The sequence below is a fragment of the Kitasatospora purpeofusca genome, assembly GCF_042691725.1.
GTDB classification, from domain to species: domain Bacteria; phylum Actinomycetota; class Actinomycetes; order Streptomycetales; family Streptomycetaceae; genus Kitasatospora; species Kitasatospora purpeofusca_B.
In genome coordinates this window covers 1-24851 of the sequence record NZ_CP170483.1, presented here as the reverse complement: position 1 = coordinate 24851, position 24851 = coordinate 1, and the positions used below count along the sequence as shown (strand labels likewise).

The window sequence follows — 24851 nt, the reverse complement described above, 5'->3', positions numbered from 1 at the left end:
TCCAGTTCGTCTGGGTCGGTGGCGACAGCGGTGGTAGGCCAGCACCGTTGCAGCTACGGCGTTGCGAAAACGCATGAATGTACATCCTCGATCTGCCGTGTCGATCCGACCGATGCGTCGATGTTGTCGATCTTCTGAGCGCCGGGGCAGCGACAGCTTGGCCTCTTCGACGGAACTCCCAGCGCGGGGGAAGCGAGCTCCAAGTGTCGGGGGTGGCACGTACGGTGGCCTCGGCGCGACCCGGGTGGAAGGAACGGTGGCTGTGGGGACAGTACGGATCACGGATGCGAACCGGTTGTCGATGGTGAAACCGGAGCTGGCCGCGACACTGAACGTCGAGAAGTCCAAGATCACTGCGGACGAGCTGACGGTCGCGTCGAACCGGAAGGTCTGGTGGAACTGCCCGGACTTTCCCGAGGACGAACCGGACTTCCCCATGCACGAACCGTGGGAAGCCGTGGTGAACAACCGCACGGGAGGGTTCCGTAAGCGCTATGGCACAGGCTGTCCGACCTGCCGCATGCGCCGGACATCGGTGCAGGAACTGCGGCTGAAGGCCGAGCTCAGTACGGTCCTACCGATCGACATCGACCGCGATGCCGTTCACTCCAACCGGGTCGAGCGGGTCGACATGGTGGTCGAGGCCGACGGTCTGCGCCTGGTCCTCGAGTTCGACGGTTCCTACTTCCACGGGACGGAGCAGTCGTGCAGGACGGATAGTGCGAAGTCTCGACGGCTTCGCGAGGCCGGTTGGACCGTGGTGCGTATCAGGGAGGCCCCGCTCGATCTCCTCGACCCGACCTACGACGTGCAGGTCGGCTTCCTCGCCGAGCCGGAGGCCGCCGCGGCTGACATCCTCGACCACTTGGTGGTCCTCCGTCTGCTGGAGCCGGCAGCGGCAGAGCGTTACCGGGCCCTGGATGCTCCGCAGGCGGAGGAGACGGCGCGGAGGTGGATCCGCGAGCGAATCGGCGAGCAGGCGGCACGGAGACTGGAGTACTCGGCGCAGAACGACGCGTGGGACTCCATGTTCGAGGTCCTGGTGGACTATGAGGCCGACGCTGGCGACTGCTACCCCACAGACGAGGTCTGCGTCGACGGGCGAAATCTGGGACGTTGGTGCCGCAAGCAGCGAGGGCTGCAGCGCACCGGTCGCCTTCGGGCCGACCGGGCCGAGCGCCTGGCCACGATCACCACCTGGTCGTCCCAGACCGCGCACGAAGCCGGTTTCTGGGCCAGCTACGACCGGTACCTGCGGCGGGCCGAACTGACGGATCCGCGCGAGCGGGAGCAGCTGCTGTCGAGCCGCGACGCGACCGTGTGGGCGAACAGCCTCCGCCGACGGCGGGCGGAGCTGATCTCCCGTGGTGACGATCTGCCGGGTGATCAGCTCGAGGCCATGGGGAAGGTAACAGGCTGGTCCTGGGACCCGCACCAGGAGGCCCACGACGCGAAGGTCGCGGTGATGCAGCAGTTCTGTGCCGCCACCGGCCGGCCCGTTTCGTCGATCAAGCAGCGCGAGGAGTGGAACGGGCAGTCCGTCGGCATATGGCTGAACTCCTGGCGCACCCGCCGCGATGTACTGTTGACCTCGCAGGAGGCCGAGCTCGAGGCGCTGCCGGGATGGACCTGGGACCAGCGCGGAGACCAGTGGACCTCGATGCTCCAGCAACTTGCGAACCTCGGGGTGGCACGAGGGCACATACAGCCGAGCCTGACCCTCGGCGACGAGCGGGAGAAGGCGCTCGCCAGGTGGAAGCGCAACAACAAGAGCCGCCTACAGGGGCGCGGAGATGGCAAGGCTCTCCAACTGCGGGCGCTCCTGGCTCAGTACGGGGAGACCCTGCCCTGACCGTGGCTCTGGCTGGCCTTACCTGAGCCGCAGCACGTACGTCGTCGCAACTCGGGCGGGTCCTTCATCTGAGTAGCCATCACAAAGGCTCCCTTCTCACGACCCATAAGGCTATCTCCGGCAACCTTCCGCACCTCGGGGGAACCTCAGGGCACCAGCCGGGGCAGGGCGCCGGATGCTGCCGTTTGCCACTGAACGCCTGGAGGTCGCGGGCCATCGGCGGGATGTGGCACGGCCAGCCCCCTCTCAGGGCCCGGCGCGGACCTCTGCTCCGGCCGGGCGGGTCCTACCAGCCGACCCCGAGGGCCTTCAGCCGCCCGAGCTGCTTGGTCGAGAGCTTGCCGCGGCGGGCTTTTTTGGTTGTTCAGCCAGGACCCGAGGACACCCCGTCCTCCTTGTGGGTGCGCGGAACCAGGGCGTGGCCCTCGTGCTCGACGAAGTCACGAGGCAGCCAGGCCCTACTGGAAGTGGTCCACCCTCGACACCTTCGGCTTTGCCTCGGCCGTAGCCTTCGCGGCCACCAGCTCTTGGTCCTCCTCGATGCCGATCGCCGACAGCAGGTCCCGCTGGTCCTCCTCCAGCTCCGTCCAGCCGGCCCGCTGCCCGCCCCCACCCGCCCGGCGCAGGTAACCGGCCCCTGCTCGCACGGCCTGCCTCAGGCGCGCGGGGCAAGACCGAGGTGGTTGTGGGTCAGTGGTGTCTCGACATGGGCGCCCGTCCATCACCAGGCGCTGTGCTCAATCGCAGCAGCCGCGGGCGGGGGCAGTAAGCAGTCTCGGTTGGCCGCCTCTTGTAGTTCCCTCGTCTACAGATCGTTCCGGTAACGCATGCGATCAACCGGTTACGGACTGCGTGGGCCCTGTGGTATTTCTGGGGATCTTCCGTCTCCCGTCCCCCCTGCGGCCGGGAGCGTGCGGTGGGTGGGACAGGGGGTGGCAGTGGTTGATCTTGCCGTGGCCGAGGCTGCCGAGGAGCCTGACGAGGACGACGATGAAGGGTTCGTTCACCCGATCTTCCGGATGGCCCCGAAGGAGGACAGCGGGTCCGACACTCTGCGCAACTACCGCTACCAGGCGGAGGTAGCCGCCCGGACGTGCCTCGCCATGCTCACCGAGGAGAACATCGATTACATCGTCTGCGAGTGGCACGAGGACTTCGTGATCGCGTACGTGGACGGCTCGGTCGAGCTCGTCTCGGTCAAGCACCGCACCAAGCGCAGGAACCCGTGGAACGTGGCGGACATCTGCAAGGACGGCGGCCTGGCCCACCTCTTCGATCGCTGGCAGGCCTGCGACGGTGCCCGCAACGTCCGGCTGCGCCTCGCCACGAACGCCGGCCTCACAACGGGGAAGACCGGAGCCGCCACGCTCTCTGCCATGTGTGGACCCGATCCGGAGATCATTGCCGGGGTGGACGCCATGGCCGAGTCCGTTGCCCGGTACTTCCTCAGGATCCGATGGAAGCAGCCGTACGCCACCATCCCTGAGGTCCCCGAGGTCTCCAAACTCGTCGACATCACCGTCCCGGTCGGCTTCATCGACACGGTCAAGGACTTCTTCGCCGTGCTGCACATCGACGACGAGCTGCCGTCCCGCGGGGACATCACGGATGTGAACCTGCAGAGGCTTCTTCGCCCGGCGATTGCGACGTTGCAGCGCGAGAACGTCGACACCGAGGCCACCTACCGGGCCTTGGTCGAGCGCATCGACAAGGCCAACCGCGACGAGGGCGACCGCGGACAGCTCGCCGTCTACATCGCTGACCCGAGCAGGGTCCGCTACAACGTCCAGGTCCAGCAGCGCATCGCTCGCCGCACCCTGTACCGCAGCACGGTCCTGGAACAGTTCGCCTCCAGCCTCGCCGCCGTGCCGACCTTCTCCCGAGGACAGCTCCCCGTAGTCGCTCCGGGCGGGGGGAACCTGCGCAAGAAGATGGCCCGCGGCGGCATCCCCTCTGACCAAGCCGCTCACGCCGAGCGGCTCCGCTCCGCCTGGTACGTGCTCTGGGAACAGCACCGATCGGGTCTGGCCGGCGACACTACCGAGCTGGCGAACGCGAGCCTGGAAGTGGTGGACGCTGCCTTCGCCAGCCGCGACCAGGCGGAAAGCGAGGCCGCTGACGGTGCCCCGTACGGCCGGCGCATGAATCAGCTGCTCACCCAGTACCTGGTGCCCGCCAACCTCTCGACGGCCCTGCCGTTCAGGGCCAATGGGCAGCACCTGCGCGGCTTGGCCTACGAGCTCTGCGACCGCTGTGACTTCTACTTCTCCGAGCCGTTCGACACCTCCGAGGAGGAAGCGTCGTGACGAGCCACAGCGACCATGCGGCTGCCGTCGCGCGGATCAGAGACCGCGCCCGGCGCCAGGAAATGCGCGAAGCCCACTACCACGAGGCCCGCATCCTCCTGCTGATCGACAGGTTCACTGCGACTAAGAAGGGTCTGAACGGCCTCACGAAGCTCGCCAAGCTCGACTTCCTACTGCGCTACCCCGCCATGCTCGACCGTCTCCTGGCCGAGGACGGCATCAACTGGCCGCACGGGACACAGCCCACCTCCTCCGAGCGCCTCGCCGTCGAGAGCCGCATGACCCGCTACAAGTACGGCCCCTGGGACCAGCGCTACTACAGCATCCTCGGATCGCTCGCCGCCCGCGGCCTGATTACCTACACCGGCGCGGACCGCGCCGAGTTCCGCGTCACTGCCCAAGGGGCGATCGCCGCCACCGCACTGGCCACAACGGACGAGTGGGCCGTAGTGGCCCAGCGGATCGACCTCCTGAGAAGGAACTTCAACAAGTCGGGAACAGCGTTGAAAACCCTCATCTACGATCGTCTGCCGGATGCGGTCGACAGGCCCTGGCGCACGGAGATCTGATGGCAGTCCACCTCCGCTTCATCGCCCTCACCGTCACCACAGCCGACACCGAGAAGACCTACCGCTTCGACGGACCGGCCACCGTCGTCAGCGGCGCCAGCGGCACCGGCAAGTCCAGCCTCCTCATGCTGCTCAAACACGCCGTCGGTGGCAAAGCGATGCTGACCCCCGCCGTCCGCAACCACGTCCACTCGGTCCGCGCCGAGATAGTCGTCGGCGAACAGCACATGGTCCTCAAACGGACCATCAACGACAACCAGACCGACCACGTCGACGTCCTCGACCCCGAAATCCTGACGCTGCGCCGTACTCTCCCCTGCGCGCCGGCGCCCCCAGAGAGTCGCTGTCCGCCCTGCTCCTGGAAGCGCTGAACTTCCCCCGCGAGAGCATCCCCACCAGCCGCGAGGGAAAGTCCACCACACGCGACCTCACCTTCGTCGACCTCTTCACCTACGTCTACCGGGAAGCCCGCGGCATCGACCGCGAGGTCGTGGGACACCTCGACACCTGGTTCAAGCCCGCGCGTGCTCACCTGTTCAAGCTCATGTTCGGGCTCACCGACAGCACCGTCCTGGAACTTGCACGACTGCTGGGCCTGCTGAAGGAGCAGCTCAGGGCCAAGACGGCCGAGTACGAGAACGTTCAGCGCTTCCTGGCCGCGGCCGACCCGCGCACCGATGAGGAACTTCGCGCCGAGCTCGCGAACCTGCGCGACATGCTGCAGCGTGCCGACTCCGCCCTCGCGGCACTGCGCCACGAACTGGCGGAGAACAGCGCAGCCGATGCGGTCCTCCGCCAGGAACTGCGTGAGGCGGTCGAGAGCGCGAGGCAGGCCGCCCAGGACGTCCTGGCCGCTCAGGAACTCCTCGAAGCCCGGGAAGCGGTCGTTGCCCAGATCGAGGTCGACCTCTCTCGCCTGGAGCGCTCCGCCACCGCGATCGAGAAGCTCTCCCCGTTCGACTTCGTCGTCTGTCCCCGCTGCATGCAGCGGCTCAACGCACGACCGGTCCCGGACGACCACTGCCTGGTGTGCCTGCAGCCCGATCCTGCGGACGACGACGTGGACCCCGCCGCCATCCAGCAGACCCGCAGCGCCTTGGAGCAACAGCTCCAAGATGCCCGGGCCGTCCTGGCTGCCGACGCCGAAGTCCTCCAGACCGCGCAGGAGCGCGTCCAGCAGGCCGACTTCCTGGCACGCACCTTGCGCCGGCAGCTCGACGCACAGACCCGGGACATGGTGGCCCCGCGCTTCGAGGCCATCGCCGATGCCAGCGCCCGCGCGGCCACCCTCAGGGCGAGCATCGATGCGGTGAGCCAGCTGCGCGACTACTGGGCCCGCGCCCGCGCGATTGATCAGGCCGTTCGCGACATCAAGGAACGCCGAGCCCGCGCCACCACCGACAAAAAGGCCCGAACCGCCGAACTTGCTGCACGAGAAGGTCTGGTCACCGACCTCAGCCGGAACTTCAACAGCATGGTCGCCGACCTCCGCCCCGCCCCGTGGATCGAGTCGGCAACCATTGACCCCGCGACCTACCTGCCACTGATCAACGGCGGCTCGTTCGAAACCCTCCAGGCCGACGGCGGCGGCATCGTGACGTGCATCAACGTTGCCTACAGCCTCACCCTGCTGGAGTTCGGCATCACCCACCACGACGTTCTGGTGCCCTCCCTGCTGATCATTGACTCCCCACGCAAGGCCTCGGGCACCAACACCGACGACCAAGAACGCGGTCGCCGCATCTACCACCGTCTCCAAGCGCTCGCCGAGACCTACGGCCCCCGGATCCAGCTGATCATTGCCGACAACGACTCCGCACCGATTCCCAGCGACACCTTCGGGAAGATCGAACTCGACTACGTCCATCCGATGGTCCCCGGAGTGCTCCACCCCGGCCCCGGACACACCAGCCGAACAGAGGACGAATACGAAGACCGATCACGTTGACCAGCGCTGACCACCGGCTGTCCGCGATGACCCTGCCCCCGGTTCGTGGAGCAGGTAGGCGCAGTGCGCGTTGTCCGGCCTGCCGTACCCGACACCCGCGGACCTAATCCAGGGAGTGTCACCCGACCAGGCGACGGCGGCTTCGTGTCGTCCCGTTCTGGCCCGTGACCGGTGCCCGTGGGTGATCGGGCGGAATCCATCACGGCGCCCCGGTGATGCTTCCACCAGGCCAAGCCGTCCGGGGGCCAGCCCATACTGGCCGGATCCCTGAACTCGGCCCGCGAGGCCCGTCCCCCGCCGAACCTGCCCCGCTGCGCCACACCGCGGAGGGCAGCGGCTGGCCAGCGGGCATGGCGGGACCGCCAGCGAAGACGATCCCGGAGCCCCGCGAACCCGGGGCGGCGAGCTGCCCAGGCCGCTCGCCGGTGAGCCTGTCCCTTCCCGGTCCTCACGGTGAGACCTCGGCACCGGCGCATGCCCCTCCCTCTCGACGAAGGCGGCGAGCGTACCCAGGCCTTGCTGGAAGCGGTCCGACCTCGACATCTTCGGCTTCGCCATTCGCGGCCTCCGCGGCCACCAACACGGCGTCAGCCTCGATCCCGACCGCCGCCAGCACGGCCTCCAACGCCGGCAAGCCGCTCGGCCTGTTGACGGCGCCGGTTTGGTGATGACCAAGGGAGAGAGCCGCACGGTTGCCGAAGCCAATGTAGGGAGCCACCCTTCCGGTTGGGGAGGCTCCGGGCATTCTCAGCGCCGCTACAGCGTGCTGCGGCTGCCGTCGGGTTGCTCTGCAGAGAGCCTGGAGAGCCGGAGACGGGATTGAGTCGGAGGTGGTGCCGGTGTCTCGGTTGGCGGCCGGGTCCTGGCCATCAGCAGGGCGATGTCGTCCTCGCCGTGGTGCGGGTTGAGCTCGCCGAGCACGTGGTCGCAGAGCTGCTCCAGGCCCATGCCCTCGGCGGAGAGTGCGGTGCGTAGGGCGCGCAGCCCCTCGTCGATGTGGTGCTTGCGGGACTCCACCAGGCCGTCGGTGAAAAGGCCGAGCACGGCGCCGCCCGGGAGGGTCAGCTCGACATCCTCGAAGGGCTCGCCACCGACACCCAGCGGTGGGTTAGGCGGTACGTCCAGCATCCGGGCGGGCTCGCCGGGGCTGAGTAGCACGGGCGGGAGGTGGCCGGCGTTGGCAAACATGCAGTGCTTGGTGACGGCGTCGTACACGGCATAGAGGCAGGTCGCCAGGTACACCTCGTCCTGAGGGCTGTCACCAGCCATGGCACACACAGTGTCGTCCAATGCGGTCAGCACGGCGCTGGGGCTGAGATCAAGCATCGCCAGAGTTCTCAGCACCGTCCTCAGCTGGCCCATGACGGTCGCGGCGCGCAGGCCGCGGCCCATGACGTCGCCGATGACCAGGGCGGTGCGGTTGCCGGGCAGCGGGATGACGTCGAACCAGTCGCCGCCGACCTCGGTGTTGTTGTTGCTGGGCAGGTAGCGCCGGGCGATCTCCAGGCCGCTGGCGACCGGGTTGCCCGGGGGCAGCAGGCTGCGCTGCAGGATCAGCGCGCGCTCGTGCTCGCGCCGGTAGAGGCGGGCGTTGTCGATGCAGACGGCGGCGCGGGCGACGAGTTCCTCGGCGATGGCGACGTCGCGGGCGTCGAAGGGTTCGCTGCCGATCGCCCGGGAGAGCTGGACCAGGCCGAGGATCTGGTCGCGGGCGACCAGCGGGACGATCAGGGTGGAGCGCAGCAGCGGGTCGGGGCCGGGCTCGGGGACGACGCTGCGGCCGGTGCGCAGCGCCCGGGCGTGCGGGGAGCGGCGCGGGTAGCAGAGGGTGCCGCCGGCCTCGGCGATGGGCAGGCCGGTGACCGAGCCGAGTACCGAGGAGGCGCCGCCGACCACGCTGGAGACGGCGACCCGGCGCAGTTCGCCGCTGTCGTCGGTGAGCACGGTGTCGCCGAGCCGGCCGGTGCTGGGGACGGTCTCGCCGGAGAGCAGCGCGGTGTAGAGGTCGACGGTGGCGAGGTCGCAGAACGGCGGGACGACGACGTCCAGCAGTTCCTTGGCGGTGGTCTCCAGGTCGAGGGTGGAGCCGATGTGGGCGCTGGCCTCGTTGAGCAGGGCGAGGTTGCGGCGCACGCCGTCGGCCTCGCGTTCGGCCACGTGCCGGCTGGTGACGTCGGAGACCTGTCCGGCGACGCCCATCGGCTGGCCGGCCGCGCCGTTGAGGCGGTAGAGCGAGACGGCCCAGAGCCGGTTGGGGACGGCGGCGTGGAAGCGCAGGTCGAAGACGGGTTCGCCGCTGGCGAGGACCTTGCGCAGGGCGGCGGTGAGCCGGTCGGCCTCGGTGTTAGGGAAGATGTCGTGCGGGGTGAGGCCCTCCAGGTCGGTGGGGGCGAGGGCCATCCCGGAGGCGAAGGCGTTGTTGACGCGCTGGAGGCGGAGCCGGTCGTCGAAGAGGATGAAGCCGGTCGGGGTCTGGCCGAAGACCGCCTCCGAAGCGGCCAGTTCCGCCAGCGTTAGGTTGGGCTCACCCAGGCCGACGATGGTTTCGGCGGCGCCGGATTCCGCTTCCGGGTTGTTGATCCGATTGTCCGCGTTGTCCGGCGCGGGGACGGACAACGCGGACAACATGTCATCGGCGGGTTCGAGTCCAAGATTCTCGCGTGCCTCCTGTGTGAGCTGCTCGTTCTCGTCGTTGACGGCGCTTGCTGTTGCCAGCGCCCTGGCAATGTCGTCGAGCTCGGGATCCTGGGTGGCAGGGATCGGGTCCCACCAGGTGAGCTCCGATGGCGTGGGCAGGCTCGCGTCTTGCGGTTCCCCACGCAGTCGGTCAAGTTCGTGCTGCAGGGCGTCGGCGCGTCGAAGGGCGACATCCTTGAGCTGGAGGGCTTCCTGCTGTTCGATCTCAGCGCGTGCTCGTTCCTCACGTGCCTTCTCCAGCAGGTTGGATGTGGTGGCGAGCTTGCGATGAACGTCGTCCTGAGTGGGGAGGCTCGATGCGCTGAAGCGAAGCCGGTCCGACTCCCGCTGCAGTTCGCGGTACTTCTCGTTCAGATGGTTCACCATGTGTAACAACATCAAGACCAGTTGATTGCTCTGAGCTAGTGCCTGATTGCTTCTAAGCAGCGCATCCTGGGCTTGCATCAATTTGTTCTGTACGTCGATGGTGTGTTGCTGGTTGCGCACGAGTAGGGCGTGGGAACTGTCGGACGTGGCAGAGCCGGTAGGGGTCTGGGCGTCCTCGACCTGCTTCAATACCGCGAGGGCCTGCTTTAGACGTCGGGCCTGTACCTGCTCGTCTGGTGTGCACACCTCGACGATTGCGCCGACGAAGTCCCGATCGAGAGCCTTCCCTCTCAGACGCTCACCAATTGCGCTCCGCCGTGGCGCAGGCCGACCGCCGAACTGCTCGGGCGTGAAGGACTGTGCAATCGCGTCCAACGTCAGCCCGGACTCGTTCACCCATGCCTGCAGTAGCGCGACCAAAGCAGCTGTGTTGGGATCGAGACCGGGCAGCGGCGCGCGCCTCCTCCCGCTAGCGTTCCGCAGCCGCCCCGTTGTAGCCAGCGTCTTCTCGTTCATGGAGTCCGTTTCGTCTTGTCCGTCGTTGTCCGTCGGACAAGCGGACGGGCTGGCTACTGGTCCTGGCCCTGAGGCATCGTCGGAATCCGCGCCGCTGGTCGTCAGCGGCATCGGGCGGCCGACGAACCCTGGCTGAAAGGCGGCCCGACTGTTGAACACCCAGATTGGGGAATTCTTGATGCTCGATCAGATGCCGGTGGTCCACCTTCTGCAGGGCCGGCCTGCCTTTCTGGCCATCGTGGTGACCGGCGTGCTACTGATCTGCAGCGCACATGCCCCCCTGTGGTCCTGAGCGATCCGGTGGTGGCATGGGAACTCTACGCGGACTGGAGCCACTGGGCAGCGAGAAGGCCGAGGACTGGGACCCGATGACCCATCTCCTCGCCCGGCTAAGCGTCCTTACGCAGCGCCAGTTCGACATCGTCATCCTGAAAGCGGCCGGCCGCTCCAGCCACTTCATCGCCTGGTTCCTGGGCACGCACCCGAGCACGGCGGACCGCGACCTGCGGCGCGCCATGAACCAGCTCGACGTCGAGCTGCGCCCGCTGAACCTCCTGAAGCCCACCGACACCCGCACCAGCAGAGGAGACCGCCGGTGAACCAGCCACCCGTCGGCCCCCGGACCGGAACGCCCCGCGTCCCGGGCGCCGGCTCGCCGACCACGACCTCGACCTCGAACTCCTCACCGACACCGCGACCGGCACCCACGCCTGGTCGGCCGGCTACGTGGCGACCGGCGACCGGGCGGTGGCGGTGGACCTGATCCTCGCCGAACGCGAGGCCGACCCGCCGCCCGCCGCAGGCCCGGCCGGCGGGCCGGGCCTGGGTGCCGCGCTGCGGCGCATCGCGGAGGACGTCGCACGCCATCGGGCGGGCCGCTACCAGGAACCCGACTGGTGGCGCGAGTACAACCGGGCCCGCCTCGGCCTCAACTCGCTCTCCCGCTCCGCGCTCACCGGCCCCAAGGCGCTGGCCATGCTGGCCCGCTTCGCCCGCAACGACGACGGCCCGATCACGGTCTTCGACCCCGACACCGACCTGGAGATCGAAGGCGCCAGGATCTTCGGCTGTCTGCTCCATCTGGCCGGGCACCCACTCTCGGCCGCCTTCTGGTGGAGGATCGCCGCCGGGGCCGGCGACCGGACCGCCGCGTTCGCCATCTACCTCCAGCACCTGGAGCACGGCGAACTCGACGAGGCGAGTCACTGGTTCACCGAAGGCTGCCTGGCCGGCGCGGGCGGCCAAGGCATGGCGCCCGCCGTGCCGCCGCTGCCCGGCTACTTCAAGGTGGTCACGGCCGTCATGCCGCCCTGGTACCCCGCTGAGAACGCCCAGCCCGCCGCTGGCCTCGTCGACGAGGTCGAGCGCCTGGTCGTGCACGCCGACCCCGCCGACGCCGCCAACTTCGACGGCATCGCCCGCCGCCCCGGCCCCCGGCTCGCCAGCCGGCTGGAGGAACTCGCCGGACACCGCTGACCCTATGCGTGGGGCAACCAGTGTGGCTGACGTCACATTTAGTGGAAGACAGCCCCAGATCGTTGGAACCGGACAGTGTCGTGCACGTAACCTCTAAGTACGCCATCAGGGGCTCGGGTTCAACAGCGGACCACGGCCCCGTGGTCCGCTCCTTGTTGTCCCCGCACACCAGTTGACGGGGCCTTATGGGTGCGGATCGCACCCGGATTGCGAGGTACTGATGGCGCGCACCCGCAAGGGCAAGGAACGGCTGAGGACGCGCAAGGCGGCCGACATCCGGACCCGGCTCGGAGGGTGCAGCAAGCTGGCCGAGAAGTGGGCGATCACCAACGCGGTGGTCAACGCGGCTCGGTTGCTGCTCGAAGTGCTCCGCGGCTAGCAGCCAGCGGCACCGAAAGCAGCGGGCGCCCAGCAGAGACGACTGCTGAACGCCCAGGTTTGCTGCTTGCAGGGAAGCAGATGTGCCTCACCTCAGGGTTGCCGCCCATCAAGGTGGGGCCTTCTGCGCGCCCGTATCGCCGGACATCCAGCGTCATCCACCGTCATCCAGCGACATCCAGCGCGCACTAGTTACTGTACGGGACCATCCACAAGTAGGGCCAGGAACTTGGTACGCCCCGGGGGGTGCGGTCAAGTCTTTTGCGTCAGATTGCGTCTGAGTGATGTGGAATCGGGCAACCGCCTGTGGCCTGGCGCCCGGTTCGCCAGCCGGCAAGATGTTCTGGTGCTCTATCTAATGGGGTGGTCGTGCTCCCGCTACCGGCTGGGTCTGCTCTGCCGACCGCTCTCGTCGCCGGGTCTGCGTGCCCGGCGGGCGGAAGCGGAGTCGGCCCTCGCGGCCGCCGGCGGCGGCGTCTTGTCGGTCGGGCCGCTTCGGGTCGGGCTCTTCGTCGAGGTGTTCTTCACGGCGCGGGTGGTCTTCGAGTGGTGCTGCTCGGCGTCGGCGAGGGCGCGTTCGAGGGCGGCCATCAGGTCGACGGGGGTGCCGGGCGCGGGCGGCAGGGCGCCGGCGGGGTGCGGGACCTCGATGCCGCGCAGCTTCGCCTCGACGACGTCCTCCAGGGCGTTCGCGCCACCGGGCAACACACCGTGCCGCTGCACCTCGTGCACGCCGCCGACGGCGGCCGCATCCGCCAGCGCCGCGTCTGCGAGCACGACGGCGGCGTCGCCGGTGAAGGTGGTCTCGGTGAAGTCGGTCCAACCGAAGCGGGGATTTGTGGTCGCACGGTCGGTGCAGGCGCTGCGGATGCTGGCCAGCAGGGTTCCGTCGATGGTGGTGCCGCGCAGGTCGAGGTCGCTACCGGGCGCGAGCGCGGCGAGGTAAGCGACACGGTCCGCATCCGGAAGATGGGCAAGGCACTGACCGCCGGGCCCGACACGTATGCCCCGGCAGCCCACTAGGTCAGCGGCGGTGAACCCCTTGTCCGCAGTGATCCCAGGATGGCGTGGTGATGCTGGATAAGGCGTTCATGAACGTTTTCTAACGGCAGCTCAGTCCATACATGGAGAAGATCCGCAAGCTGTGACAGAGCTGGTGTAGAACCCCGCCACCGACCCGGAAAACGTGTCCCAGGCACTCTCCTGAGGCGGGCCGCGGCAACTACCGCCGAGCCAGACCGGCTACGTCCACTGGCCGGTGGGTGCTGGCGCGGCGGTGGCACCCCAGCCCGCAGCACCGCGCCCGATCACGATGGCGTGCTCCCCCGCCCCGCTCCTCCGGCCCCACCCGCTGAGGCGGCGGTACCACCGGTACCAATCCCGCCGCACCCGGCCCGGAACCGCAAGAACAACAGCCCGACCGCGCGTACCCGCGCCGCCACCCAGCCGTTCCGGGGCGCACCGGCCGCCGGTCAACGACGCCAGCCCGGCCAGGACGGCCCGCTACGCCCACTCCACCCCGTGCTCGGCGAGCTGCGCGAGCTGTCCCGGCGTGAGCTTCGCCCGGCGGGCCTTCTGGTTGTTGAGCCAGGTGCCCAGCGCGAAGTGCGACACCACCACCAGCTCCTCGCCACCGGGGCCGGCCTCCACGGCCTCCAGCGGTTCCTTGTGCGGGCGGGGCACCCGCAGGTGCTGCTCCCGATCGACGAACTGGGCGAGCGCGGCGACGCCCTGGGCGAACCGGTCGGCGCGCGAGGCCTTCGGCTTCGCCGCAGCGGCCTGCCTTGCGGCCACCAGCTCCTGGTCGGCCTCGATGCCGAGCGCGGTCAGCAGGTCCCGCTGCTCCTGGTCGAGCTCGGCCCAGCCAGCCCGCTGCGCCCGCACCCACCGGCCGAGGGGCTCGCCTTCGAAGACGACATCCTCGGGCAGTTGCTCCCAGTCGACGCGGCCTTCGGCCTTCGGCCTCCAGCCACCAGCGGCGGGCGGCGGCGTAGGTGCGTTGCCAGGTGATCGGCCAGGTGGGGCACCACCAGGGGTCGATCTCCTCCAGCTGCCGGCGCCGGTGCGCGGAGAGCGCTCCGGCCTGGCCGTCGGGGTGTGAAGCTGCATGTGTTTGTCGTGAGGTGTGGCAGTTTTCTGTCGTGGGGTGTGGGCGTGTTTTTGCTGGTCAATGGCGGTACTGGTTGATGGTGCGTCATCGTGGTGCGGTCGCTGTCTTCCTGGACGGGCAGGGGACGGGCTCGGTCGTGCCGGGGCTGTCGGACGGGTCGGGAGGCGTGGGTGGCGGACGGCGGTGGCGGGAGCGATGAGGCGGGGGCTGGCGGTCCGGCAGGGATGGTGCGGGAGCAGGTGGTGTTCCGGCTTCTGGCTCTTGAGGAGCGCGGTGTTCTGACGCCCGGCCATGTTCGACTTGCGGCTTCCTCGGTGGGCCGGTCGGTGCGGACGGTGCAGCGCTGGCTGCGGGAGGCCCGTGAGGAGGGCCGGACGGCGTGCAGGCCCCGGCCGCGGTTCACGGTCACCGACGAGGTCCATACGCGGTTGGCGTTGTGGTGCGGGAATGCGGCGGCGGTTCACAGGGAGCTTGTCGCGCAGGCCCGTGGGTCGGCGGACGGCTCTGTCGTCGGGGGAGCGGACGGGGAGTCGGCCGGGGACGGCGGGGAGTGGGTGTGCCGTCGTTGGCGACCCTCCAGCGGGCGGTGCGCCGGGATCTGAACGCGGGGCAGCGTGCTGCGCTGAAGGGCGGGGGAGAGGGCCCGGCGCGCGCACGATGTGCATCTGGCCCGTCCGGTGAAGTGGCGCAACGCGTGCTGGGAGGGCGACCACAAGCATCTGCCCGTCGAGGTCGAGCTGGACGGGCGTGCGGTGCGCCCGTGGGTGACATGGTTCATCGACTGCGCGAAAAACGCGATCACGGGTGCGGCCGTCACTCCGCACCAGCCGTCCCGGGACGCGGTGCTGGCTGCCCTGCGGATCGCCTTGTCGAGGGACGAGCCGATCGGCCCGTACGGGCCGATCGGAGGGCTGCCGGAACTGGTGCGGGTGGACCGCGGCAAGGAGTTCCTGTGCGCCACGGTGACGAGGGCGCTGGGCGCGCTCGCGGTCCCGGTGCAGGACCTTCCGCCGCGCAGGCCGGAGTTGAAGGGCACGGTGGAGAACCTCAACCACTGCGTCGTCGACATGTTCCTGGCCGCCCTGCCCGGCTACCTCCACGCGCCCGCCGCCACGACCGGGCCGCGCCCGCGGCGCGGCGACCTGGACGGCCTGCTGCCGTTCGCGGAGTTCACCGCACGGCTCCTGGACTGGGTGCGGTGGTGGAACACCGAGCACCGCCCGAAGCCGCTCGGCGGCCGCACACCGCTCCAGGCGTGGCAGGACGACCCCACCCCGATCGAGGACGTCTCGCCCGCCCTGCTGCGCTCCTTCACCCTCGAGGACGCGGGAAGCGACAAGGTCCTGTCCACGAAGGGCGTCTACTGGCGGGGGCGTTACTACGTCGGCCCGTGGATGCACGGCAAGGACGGCACCCGGGTACGGGTGCGGTTCGTCCCCACCACGACCACGAGATCGAGGTGTTCGACGCCGCCACCGGCGCCCACCTCGGGCCGGCGCACCTCGCTGACGCCGCCACCGCGGCCCAGCGGGCCGCGCTGCGCCGGGCCAAGGACGCCCAGCGGCGCACGATGGTGCGGGCGCTGGCCTCCGCGGACCGCCAGCGCCGCCGGCTGGGCCGCTACGGCGCCGTCACCGGGCCGGGCCGGCCCGAGCCGCTGGCGGCGCTGACCGCAGCCGAGGCCGAGGAGCAACTCGCCGCGGCCGCCGGGGCCAGGAGCACTCTGGCGAAGCGGGCGCTGCCGGACCTCATCCCCCCGCGCGAGGCACCCACCTCGTGGGCCCGCCCGCTGCGCCGATCCCGCCCGGCAGCACCCGGCACCGGTACCGAGGCCGGCTCACCGACACCTGGGACGGCACACGCCCCGGACAGCGGCGGCGCCGTGGACAGGGCCGACGAAGTAGAAGCAGAAGACGAGGGAGGACGCCTGTGACGACTGCGGACCGACTGGGCCGGTTGCCTGCCGAGCGTGAGGACCACTACATGCGGCTGCGCGGCGCCCACGTGGTCGGCACCAAGGCCCTGTTGGCGGTACGGGAGAACATCCGCGCCGCGATCGAGGCCAGGGCGATGATCTGCATCTACGGCAGAGCCGGGCACGGAAAGTCGTTCGCGGTCAACGCCTCGCTGCGCGACCTCGCCCCGCAGATCATCCACCGCATCCAGTTCCGAGCCCGCCCCTCCACCCGCGACCTGCGCCACGAACTGTTCTACGCCCTGGAACTCCCGGGCCGTCCGCCCTCCCACGCGATCGAGTTCGACCGCATGCTGCGCGGCGCGCTCGAGGAGACCCGGGTGCTGGTGTGCGACGAGGCCCAGTGGCTGTCGAAGCTGTGCTTCGAGTACCTGCGCTACCTGTGGGACGACACCGGCACCGACCTGACGATCGTCTTCACCGGCGGCAACGGCTGCTTCGAGATGCTGCAGAGCGAGCCGATGCGTGAGTCGAGGGTCTACTGCTGGCAGGAGATCGACCCCCTGACGTTGGAGGAGGTCCTGGACACGATTCCGGCCTTCCACCCGATCTGGGCCGACGCCGACCCGGAGCTGATCGCCCTGTGCGACCGCGAAGCCGCCCACGGCAACTTCCGGGCCTGGGCGAAGATCACCCACCACCTGGCCGCCGGCATGAAAGAAGCCGGGCGCGCCCAGGTCGACGAGGACCTCGTGCGCTGGGCCTACAGCAAACTCGGCCGACGACAGGCAGGCGCACCGTGCTGACCTGCCCCGACCCGCCGCCGGTCACCGTCGTCCTCGACCCCCACGACGACCTGCCCCACACCCGCACCGCCCAGGCCGCCCACAACCCCACCACCGGCCGGGCCACCGTCCACCCCACCGTCGGCACCGACTCCACGATCTGCCTCGCCTACGACATCCTCGCCGCCCTCGGCAAACCCGTCCCCGTCACCGGCTACCCCAGGCTCGACCCTAACCCGCCCTGGGCGATGACCGCCGCCTGGACCCTCGCCACCCCCATCACCCACCTCACCGTGCTGCGCGCCCACCTGCTCGGCCGCCGCCGCATCCACGACCTGATCACCCTGCGCGAGCGCACCGGCGTCCACCTGCTCCTGGTCTGCCACCGCCGACGCCCCACCCCCACCCTCGAACAGGCCCTTCGCCAGGTGGACCACCGCCTCGCCGACGCGGCCGCCCGCCTACCCGGCACCGAGGACAGCGACCTCCCGCGGAGCCGCCCGCCCCGCCCCGTCCCGATGCACGACCGCTGGCTCAACCTGCCCGCCCTGACCACCTACTGCTCCGGCGACGGTGCCCAGCGCCGCTGCCGCTGCACCCCGCCGCTCGCCCACGACCGCGGCTTCCACCCACCCCAGATGCCCCCCACCACCGCCACCGAAGTCGCCCGCCGCCTCCACACCGCGACCGCCCACCCCCATCTCGCGGCCCAGCTCGCCACCGCGGTCTTCACCGCCGCGTCCGACGCCCAACTCCACACCGCCCGCCCCACCGACCTCGCCGACGGCGCGGCCACCATCGCCCTCCACGACCCGGACGGCCTGCGCTTCGGCTGCCTCACCCACCCCGTGCCGCCCTGGGCACGCCCCCTGCTCCTCGCCGCCGCCTACCAACACGCCATCGCCGAAGCCGGCGACACCCCCCTGTTCGACGCCCCCTTCACCGGCAACGACCTGCCCCACCTGTTCGACCTCGCCGCCACCTGCAAACTGCGTCCGCCCCAGCCACCCAAGCCCCGCTCTCGTTCGGGCCGCCCCGCCCCCAAACCGCAGGACCAGCGCACGATCTGGCCCTTCAGCAACGCCCACTACCGCTACCCCTGGGCCGTCACCGAGTACATGCGAGGCTGCCCGCCCCCACCCGCCTGGCGCAGGTAACCGGCCCCCGCCCACGCGGCCTGCCCCCGGGCGCGCGGGACCGGCCGGTCGGAGCCCGGTAGGTGCGGATGGAGAACCTGCTGGAGGGCGACCTCCCCCGCGACCCGGGCCCGCGAGCGGGAAGCCGCGACCATCCCATCCGCGGCCGAGCTCGCCCCGCTGCTGCCCGACGGCGGCTTGCCACGCGGGGCGGTCACCGAGGTCGGGGACCCGGGCCTGCTGATCCAGCTCGCCGCGACCACCGCCGCCCGACAGGGCGTGTGGAGCGCGGTCGACATCCCAGAGTTCGGCCTGACCGCGACCGCCACAGCGGGCATCCCTCGGGAGCGCTTGGCCGCATCCCCGGTACCCGCAGGCGCGGGCTTGGCGGGGCCGGTGCCCCCCGTTCGGTAAGCCGGGCCAGGCCGACGCTTCCCTACCCCGGCGATGGCAGCCAGCCGGAGCATCGGTGCAGCGCCGCCTGGCCGTGGGTCGCCCGGCTCGGCCGACGACCTGCGCGATGTGGCGGAGCTGCCGTCCGGGTGCGGGCGGGTCGCATCCCAGCGGGCCTTGACACTGGATCAGGGCCCAGGTGTAGCCTGGTCGGCAGCTTTCGGCTCGATGCCGGGACTCTGCTTGACCTCCAGTGGCTCATACGAGTCGGGGAGTGCGCAATGGCTGCATAGGCGGCCGCGCCACATAGCCGAGGATCGGACGGGTTCAGACGTCTACATCGCGCTTTCGCGTGCGGCGGCTGAAACCGAACGGCTCCCAAGGGCTTCCAAGGGTGTCCGGGCCTTCAGCTCCGCCCGGTCCGCCTCGGTCCGGACGGTACCTGCGTCCCTCTTGGGAGACACCGTGATTGCGAACCCGTTCCCCGGCGCTGATAAGCAGAGCTGGATCCAGCTGTTCTCCGAGGCCCTGGCCGAAGCCACCGGCTTGCCGCTGGAGATCACCGACGCCATCGCGCCGTACATCGTGCGCCCGAAGGACTACCTCACCCGCGTCGGCGGCAGCTACAAGCTCAAGCCGAGCGCCATCACCCAGGACCCCGGCACCAAGCTGCGCATCCTGAACGTCATGGCCCACGGGTTCGCCGGAACCCCCGGCGAGTACAACGAGCGCATCCGTGGCGCCTTCCACTCCCCGGTGCGCCCCAACCCGGACCCGACCCGCATGCTCCCCCGGCTGGCCACCGGCACCGACACTTTCGGCCAGCCGATGCCCTTCCTGGCGACCAGCGAGCCGGTGGCGGCCAACACCCTCAGCTCCCTGATCGGGGTCATGGAACAGGCCCTCAGCGACGCTGATGGTGCCCGCGGCTACAAGCTGCGCGACGACATCCGTGTCTACGGCCAGAACGAGACCACCCTGCACGTCCCGCTGCTTCGCACCATCGAGGAGAACCACAACGGTACCTCCAAGGTGCGTAGGGTGCTGGACCAGCCCGCGATCAAGGGCGCGAACCGGTCGCGGGCCCGCCTGGGCCTGTTCGGGCTGTCGGCCAAGGAGATCGTGTTCGGCGTCGAGCGCACCAAGCTCGACCTGCCGCCCAACCAGGAGTACCCGGCCCACATCGCCGACCCCGCGGTCTGGGTGCCGGCCTTCGCGGACACGATGCGCGCCGCCTGGGGCGACGAGCGGCACCCGCAGCACCAGATCGCGCGCGACGCCGAGAAGATCGCCACGATCCAGCTCCAGATCATCGTCGGGACGGCGAACCCCGACGAGTTCCACAACGTCGTGTTCGACCCCAACCGGGCCGACCACCGCCGTCCGCCGCTGGGCTACAGCCTCACCGAGAAGGCTGCCTCCGACCTGCGCGCCGTCCTCCGCGACGCCAAGGCGAACGGGTGGATCGACGAGACGGAGCGCGCTTGGCTCGCGGGCGAAGGCATCGACCCGTACCGCATCGACGGCGAGGACCTAGTCACCACCCGCGACCGCCGCGACCGGGCCCTGTTCACCGCGGTCTTCCCCGAGGACTACGACCGGGCGATGGCCGTCAGGCGAGTCCTGGGCGAGCCGAAGCGCAGCTACACCAACAAGGACCACGTGTCCCACCGGCTTCGGATGGTCTCCTCCGTCATCGGCGAGGGCTACCGGTACCGCTGGAACCCCCGCGTGCTCGACGGCATGCTGAGCAGCACCTTCATCAAGACGCACAACCACTTGGACCTCCCGGAGTGGCGCGACGCCCTAGAGGCCGGCCTCGCGGATAACGGCGTCCTGGAGGACTTCCTGACGACCCGCGGCATTCACTGGCTCGCCGAACACAAGATCATCGATGCCGACCGCGGTTCGATCGGCGCTCAGGCCGGCGGCCACGACAACGACCCGGAGGACCAGGGCGAGACCACGGCCGACCGGAAGATCCGGCGCAGCACCATCAGCGCCCGCAAGGCGATGCTGCTGCAGCCGGAGCGCACCGTCGCGCTGATGCGGGAGCTCGCCGACGCAGCCAACGAGGGCCTCGCCCCGCGCACGATCGGCACGGACAACAAGCCCATCGACGGCACGACCGCGACCAAGCACTGGTTTGACACCGAGTTCCCGAAGGTGACCCAGCGCCGTAAGCCGACGAAGGGGCGCGACAGCGAGACCGACCCGACCACCCCGACCACCCCGGACCCCACCCCCAGGAGCTCTTCCTCAAGGCCCGGGACCACTTCTACTCCAACGCGACCAACCACCTGCCCACCGCCGTCGTCGACCTGGTGAACGCCGCCCGCGAACTCGCGGACGCGGCACTGAACGCCAACCAGTTCGCCCTGGCCCACGTCACGGACGACGAGTTCGGCGCCATCACCAAGGCGCTGAGCTACATCAAGCAGGACCTGAACAACCTGATCTCCACCGTGAACGACATGCAGTACGGCCACGCCACGGTGGATGAGTCCCAGACGGAGAGGCTCATCACCGAGGCCGCTGGGGAGGACGCGTGACCACCGCGCTGCCGATCGGCCCCACCATGACGACTCCGCGGCTCGGAGGACTCCCGCTGGCCTGTGGCAGGTACCTCGAACAGACCTACCTGAGGACTGCAATTTCCTGGGCAGACCGCTGGAGGTACGCCGACCTCGACATCGTCACCGGGATCTACCTCATCACCGACGCCGTCGACCGGCTCCGGTGGCTCGGACAGGCCAGCCGCTCCGACGGTCTGCTCGGCCGACTGGACAGCCACGACCACAACCCGGCCAAGCGAGTCGTCTTCGCGAAGGTCCGGGTGCTGCACCTTCGCGACGACACACCGCCCGAGGCCCTCAACGCCATCGAAGGGCGATGCGCGGACCTACTGGGAATCCGGCAGATCATGAAGCCCCGGCGCTGGCCGTCGTCCCACAACTGGCTCGCCCTCACCGCATAGCGAGTGGTGCTCCACTCTGGAACCGCGCGGGGTCCCACCAGCATGATGGTGGGACCCCGCGCCGTTCTGCCAGGCTGGATGCGGCCGGGCAGCTTCTCCAACCCCCCGCGTACAGAGCTGGGCGGCACGGCTCGGAGTGCGGGCCGCTCGGGCGCACCGCACGCGATGGCGGTCAACGAGACCCTCACCTGGCCACCACCGCTGCGGCGGACGCAGCTGCTGGCAGGACCACGCTGTCGGTCACGCCCACTCCACGCCGTGCTCGGCGAGCTGCGCGAGCTGCCCCGGCGTGAGCTTCGCTCGGCGGGCTTTCTGGTTGTTGAGCCAGGTGCCCAGGGCGAAGTGCGACACCACCACCTGCTCCTCACCGCCAGGACCGGCCTCCACGGTCTCCAACGGTTCCTTGTGCGGGCGCCTGACGGCCGCGTGCCCTTCCCGCGCCACGAACTGCGCCAGCGCCGCCAGACCCTGGGCAAACCGGTCCGTGCGGGACACCTTCGGCTTCGCCTCGGCGGCGGCCTTCGCGGCCACCAGCTCGAGGTCGGCCTCGATGCCGATCGCCGTCAGCAGGTCCTGCTGGTCCTCTTCCAGGCCGGGCCAGCCGGCCCGCTGCGCCTGCACCCAGCGGCCGAGCTGCTCGCCCTCGAACACCGTGTCCGAGGGCAGCCGGGTCCAGTCGGCCTGGCCGTCGGTGTCGAGCCACCACATGCGGGCGGTGGCGTAGGCGCGCTGCCAGGTGACCGGCCACACCGGGCACCACCAGGGGTCGATCTCCTCCAGCGCCCGCCGCCGCTCCGGCGCCAGCGCCCCCTGCTCTCCGGCCGGCACCTGGGCTGCGGCCCGCAGCTCGGAGAGCCACGTTCCGATGGCGTAGCCGCCGACCGAGGCCCGCGCCGGCGCCGCCAGGCTCCCGCCGTGGCCCTTCGCCCAGACCCGCGCCCAGTCGAGGCCGGCCTCGAAGCGGGCATCGCTCACGGACCAGATCATGCCGAGCGCGTCGAGCATCTCCACCCGGTATGGCGCCAGCTCGCCATTCGCATTCTCCCCTCGCCGGTCCGACAGCCACTTTCCCAGCGGGTAATTCCCGTTCTCTCCGACGAGTGCCGAATAGGGGACGTCGAGGCCGCCGGTCTCCTCGAACCACCGCCGCGCGTGACCGATCCCCTCACGCCACAACTGGGTCTCCCCGACCAGCACCCGCGAGGCGATGAACAGCGCGAGCACGTTCTCGTCCACCGGCGACTGGAACCGCACCGGCAACGTGAACGCCCCCGACCCGCCCGCACCGACCATGCTCTCACCAGGGCCGGAAGCAGCCTCGGCGCTGCGCCCCTTGGTCCGCTTGCCGGACTTCTGTGGCACCGCGAGGGCCTCGACCACCTTGGCGTCGTGGCTGCGCAGCGCGGTCAGGATCTTGACCAGGGGTCCGTAGGAATCGGACTCCAGAATGTCTCCGGGCTCCTCTCCCGGCTTGAGGAAGACCGGTACGATCAGGCTCGCGGTCTTTCCTTCACCGGGCTGCATGCGCAGGGACCGGCCGATGGCCTGGACGATATCCACCATGCTGCCCCGGCCCTGCAGAAGAACCGAATCAGCGTTCGGCATGTCGACGCCTTCGCCCAGGACCTTGCAGTTGCTGAAAATCCGATGCTTCAGCCCGTCGTCCTCCTCACCCTTCCCGAAGTCCCCGATCAGCTCCTTGCGGTAGTCGATCTCATGCTCGCCGGAGAGCCACTGCGCCCAGAACTCCGGCGGGTATTTCTGCGGGTTCTCGAAGTGCAGCTTCTCGACCGTCTGGTTCAGCGTCTCGGAGAAGTAGCGGGCCTCGATCGTGCGGCTGTGGAACGTGATGCACCGCTCCAGCCCCCGCTCGACCACGGTCTTGACCAACCCGGCCTGGATCGCCGCGATCCGCGCGGCCGGCACCTCGTCCTCGCTCCCGTCCTCCGCCTCACCGACCCCCGGACCCCACGGCACGCCCTGCGCCTCGGCCGCGGCCCGGTCGCCGAGCGGGTCGCGCAGCTCCAGGACCACGATCTCGAACGGCGCCAACAACTTCCTGTCGATCGCCTCCGCCAGACCCAGGGAGTACACGTGCGGCCCGTAGACCCGCTGGTCGTCCATCGAGACGGCCAGCTCCTCCGGCAGCGGCTGCCAGGCCCCCTCACGGTTCTTCACCGGGCGCCTGGGCGGCGCCCAGATCCGCGGCGTCGCCGTCATGTAGAGCCGGCGCTCCGCCGGGATCGCGCCCTGGTCGTGCACCACGGTCCAGGTCTTCTCGACACTGCCGGAGGAGCGGTGCGCCTCGTCGCAGACCATCAGCCCGAGCGGCGGCAGCACCTCGCCCTGGCGCTCCGCCCAGTACTCGTAGGCGTCCCTCACCGCCCCGACCGAGGTGTAGGTGGCGAACAGGGTGGTCGGACGGCGGTGCCTCGCGGCGTGCTCCAGCCACCTGCCGATCACCAGCGGACCGGTGCTCGCCATCACCCCGAACGGCAGCTCACGGTCCACCAGCGAGCAGATGGCGTGCATGTCCCCGGAACGCCCGGCCGCCCGCCAGGCGCCGACCATCTGCACCAGCAGGTCCAGCGTCGGCACCACGACCAGGACCACGCCCCGGGGCACCAGCTTCTGGCCTGCCGCAGCACCGACGTACGACTTCCCGGAGCCGGTGGCCATCTGCACCGTCACCCGCAGCCCGTTCGGCGCCGAGCACCCCGGACGGGGCGTCAGGCCCGCACGATGGCCTCCAGCGCCTCCTCCTGGTGCCCGCGCAGCGAGATGCCGGCGGCGGACTGAGCGGCCTTCAGGCCAGGCTTTACGACGTTCACGAAGACGTGTCTCCCCTCACCCATTCCCGGACCCACACCAGGGACCACGCGGGAAATGCTGACAGTGCCCTACTGATACATTCGACGGACCGGCCCGAGAATCGATGCGACCGGAAAACATGCGCGACAGAAGCGACTATCCGGCAGGATATCAGTCCCCGGTCACAAATTCCGGCAAAAGCCTGAAAAGCAGGGGCCCGGACCCCACTTCCGGCGGGATCACCTGACGCCCGTGGACTGATACACTGGAGACCCTCCGAGGGTAGCGCATCCCGACCCGTCGTGAGACCGCCAGAGTGGACTAGACCGTGGCCTAGACCACTCTGGCGGGAGTGAAGCCGACCCGCACGCGCCCCCGGCACGCCACTCCGCTTCCCAGTCAGCCCGCCGTAAGCTCAGCCAAAAACCCAGCTCAACTATATGATCCCACCTCAGTCCACGGGCCTCATGGAGCGAAGCGGAGTGGGAGCCGGCAAGGCGCGAAGCGCCGGGCCCACCGGGCGAAGCCCGGGTGCGGACACGCGGAGCAGGTCCGCCGCCTGACCGAAGGTCAGGCGCGAACGGAGGGCCGAAGGCCCGTAGGGACCCGCTCCGCG

The 24851-nt window shown here is 69.8% G+C and carries 18 protein-coding genes and 1 pseudogene; 14 read left to right on the top strand and 5 right to left on the bottom strand.

The annotated features are described in order from the left end of the window. Nucleotides 1-262 precede the first annotated feature (262 nt). On the top strand, nucleotides 263-1852 hold the full coding sequence (locus tag ACFCLZ_RS00095; RefSeq protein ID WP_380282487.1) for a Helicase associated domain protein: 1590 nt from the start codon (nucleotides 263-265) through the stop codon (nucleotides 1850-1852). Between the two features lie 458 nt (nucleotides 1853-2310). On the opposite strand, the gene ACFCLZ_RS00090 is transcribed toward ACFCLZ_RS00095, so the two are convergent. Beyond that, complete coding sequence (locus ACFCLZ_RS00090) at nucleotides 2311-2499, bottom strand: hypothetical protein (RefSeq protein ID WP_380282460.1); 189 nt, start codon at nucleotides 2497-2499, stop codon at nucleotides 2311-2313. Between the two features lie 291 nt (nucleotides 2500-2790). Between ACFCLZ_RS00090 and ACFCLZ_RS00085 the strand changes: the two genes are divergently transcribed. From ACFCLZ_RS00085 to ACFCLZ_RS00070, 4 genes are all read left to right on the top strand, one after another. Continuing rightward, nucleotides 2791-4158, top strand: a complete 1368-nt coding sequence (locus ACFCLZ_RS00085) for a dsDNA nuclease domain-containing protein (protein ID WP_380282486.1) — start codon at nucleotides 2791-2793, stop codon at nucleotides 4156-4158. After that, nucleotides 4155-4727, top strand: a complete 573-nt coding sequence (locus ACFCLZ_RS00080; RefSeq protein ID WP_380282463.1) for a hypothetical protein — start codon at nucleotides 4155-4157, stop codon at nucleotides 4725-4727. The genes ACFCLZ_RS00085 and ACFCLZ_RS00080 overlap by 4 nt, the downstream gene beginning before the upstream one ends. Next, nucleotides 4727-5098, top strand: a complete 372-nt coding sequence (locus tag ACFCLZ_RS00075; protein ID WP_380282485.1) for a hypothetical protein — start codon at nucleotides 4727-4729, stop codon at nucleotides 5096-5098. Before ACFCLZ_RS00080 ends, ACFCLZ_RS00075 begins: the two co-directional genes overlap by 1 nt. Before the next feature lie 119 nt (nucleotides 5099-5217). After that, nucleotides 5218-6675 carry a hypothetical protein gene (locus tag ACFCLZ_RS00070; protein WP_380282484.1) on the top strand — a complete coding sequence of 486 codons (1458 nt, stop codon included), beginning with the start codon at nucleotides 5218-5220 and terminating at the stop codon, nucleotides 6673-6675. A 756-nt stretch (nucleotides 6676-7431) separates the two neighbouring features. Here the strand turns inward: ACFCLZ_RS00070 and ACFCLZ_RS00065 are convergent. Beyond that, nucleotides 7432-9738 carry a SpoIIE family protein phosphatase gene (locus tag ACFCLZ_RS00065; RefSeq protein ID WP_380282465.1) on the bottom strand — a complete coding sequence of 769 codons (2307 nt, stop codon included), beginning with the start codon at nucleotides 9736-9738 and terminating at the stop codon, nucleotides 7432-7434. Between the two features lie 824 nt (nucleotides 9739-10562). Between ACFCLZ_RS00065 and ACFCLZ_RS00060 the strand changes: the two genes are divergently transcribed. The 3 genes from ACFCLZ_RS00060 to ACFCLZ_RS00050 all read left to right on the top strand — a co-directional run bounded on the left by ACFCLZ_RS00060 (nucleotide 10563) and on the right by ACFCLZ_RS00050 (nucleotide 12109). Then, on the top strand, nucleotides 10563-10853 hold the full coding sequence (locus tag ACFCLZ_RS00060) for a hypothetical protein (RefSeq protein ID WP_380282466.1): 291 nt from the start codon (nucleotides 10563-10565) through the stop codon (nucleotides 10851-10853). Between the two features lie 127 nt (nucleotides 10854-10980). After that, nucleotides 10981-11730 (top strand): hypothetical protein, encoded by a 750-nt coding sequence (locus tag ACFCLZ_RS00055; protein WP_380282483.1) that lies wholly within the window; start codon nucleotides 10981-10983, stop codon nucleotides 11728-11730. A 220-nt stretch (nucleotides 11731-11950) separates the two neighbouring features. After that, nucleotides 11951-12109 carry a hypothetical protein gene (locus ACFCLZ_RS00050; RefSeq protein ID WP_380282468.1) on the top strand — a complete coding sequence of 53 codons (159 nt, stop codon included), beginning with the start codon at nucleotides 11951-11953 and terminating at the stop codon, nucleotides 12107-12109. Nucleotides 12110-12486: 377 nt separating this feature from the next. On the opposite strand, the gene ACFCLZ_RS00045 is transcribed toward ACFCLZ_RS00050, so the two are convergent. Together ACFCLZ_RS00045 and ACFCLZ_RS00040 are read right to left on the bottom strand one after the other, a co-directional pair. After that, the gene (locus tag ACFCLZ_RS00045; protein WP_380282469.1) at nucleotides 12487-13128 is read right to left on the bottom strand and encodes a hypothetical protein; all 642 of its coding nucleotides are present in this window, start codon (nucleotides 13126-13128) and stop codon (nucleotides 12487-12489) included. A gap of 483 nt (nucleotides 13129-13611) precedes the next feature. Further along, entirely contained in the window at nucleotides 13612-13992 is a 381-nt protein-coding gene (locus tag ACFCLZ_RS00040; protein ID WP_380282470.1) for a helicase associated domain-containing protein, read from the bottom strand. A 450-nt stretch (nucleotides 13993-14442) separates the two neighbouring features. On the opposite strand from ACFCLZ_RS00040, the pseudogene ACFCLZ_RS00035 reads away from it, so the two are divergent. The 6 genes and pseudogenes from ACFCLZ_RS00035 to ACFCLZ_RS00010 all read left to right on the top strand — a co-directional run bounded on the left by ACFCLZ_RS00035 (nucleotide 14443) and on the right by ACFCLZ_RS00010 (nucleotide 21424). Then, nucleotides 14443-16151 (top strand): annotated as a pseudogene (locus tag ACFCLZ_RS00035) (Mu transposase C-terminal domain-containing protein). Next, the gene (locus ACFCLZ_RS00030) at nucleotides 16148-16939 is read left to right on the top strand and encodes an AAA family ATPase (protein ID WP_380282482.1); all 792 of its coding nucleotides are present in this window, start codon (nucleotides 16148-16150) and stop codon (nucleotides 16937-16939) included. Before ACFCLZ_RS00035 ends, ACFCLZ_RS00030 begins: the two are co-directional and overlap by 4 nt. Then, nucleotides 16933-18075, top strand: coding sequence for a hypothetical protein (locus tag ACFCLZ_RS00025; protein WP_380282481.1), 1143 nt, complete (start codon nucleotides 16933-16935; stop codon nucleotides 18073-18075). The genes ACFCLZ_RS00030 and ACFCLZ_RS00025 overlap by 7 nt, the downstream gene beginning before the upstream one ends. A gap of 837 nt (nucleotides 18076-18912) precedes the next feature. Next, complete coding sequence (locus ACFCLZ_RS00020; protein ID WP_380282480.1) at nucleotides 18913-20775, top strand: hypothetical protein; 1863 nt, start codon at nucleotides 18913-18915, stop codon at nucleotides 20773-20775. After that, nucleotides 20772-20999, top strand: a complete 228-nt coding sequence (locus ACFCLZ_RS00015; protein WP_380282475.1) for a hypothetical protein — start codon at nucleotides 20772-20774, stop codon at nucleotides 20997-20999. Before ACFCLZ_RS00020 ends, ACFCLZ_RS00015 begins: the two co-directional genes overlap by 4 nt. Then, entirely contained in the window at nucleotides 20996-21424 is a 429-nt protein-coding gene (locus ACFCLZ_RS00010) for a hypothetical protein (RefSeq protein WP_380282476.1), read from the top strand. Before ACFCLZ_RS00015 ends, ACFCLZ_RS00010 begins: the two co-directional genes overlap by 4 nt. Nucleotides 21425-21664: 240 nt before the next feature. On the opposite strand, the gene ACFCLZ_RS00005 is transcribed toward ACFCLZ_RS00010, so the two are convergent. Further along, on the bottom strand, nucleotides 21665-24115 hold the full coding sequence (locus ACFCLZ_RS00005) for a Helicase associated domain protein (RefSeq protein ID WP_380282479.1): 2451 nt from the start codon (nucleotides 24113-24115) through the stop codon (nucleotides 21665-21667). Nucleotides 24116-24851: the final 736 nt, after the last annotated feature.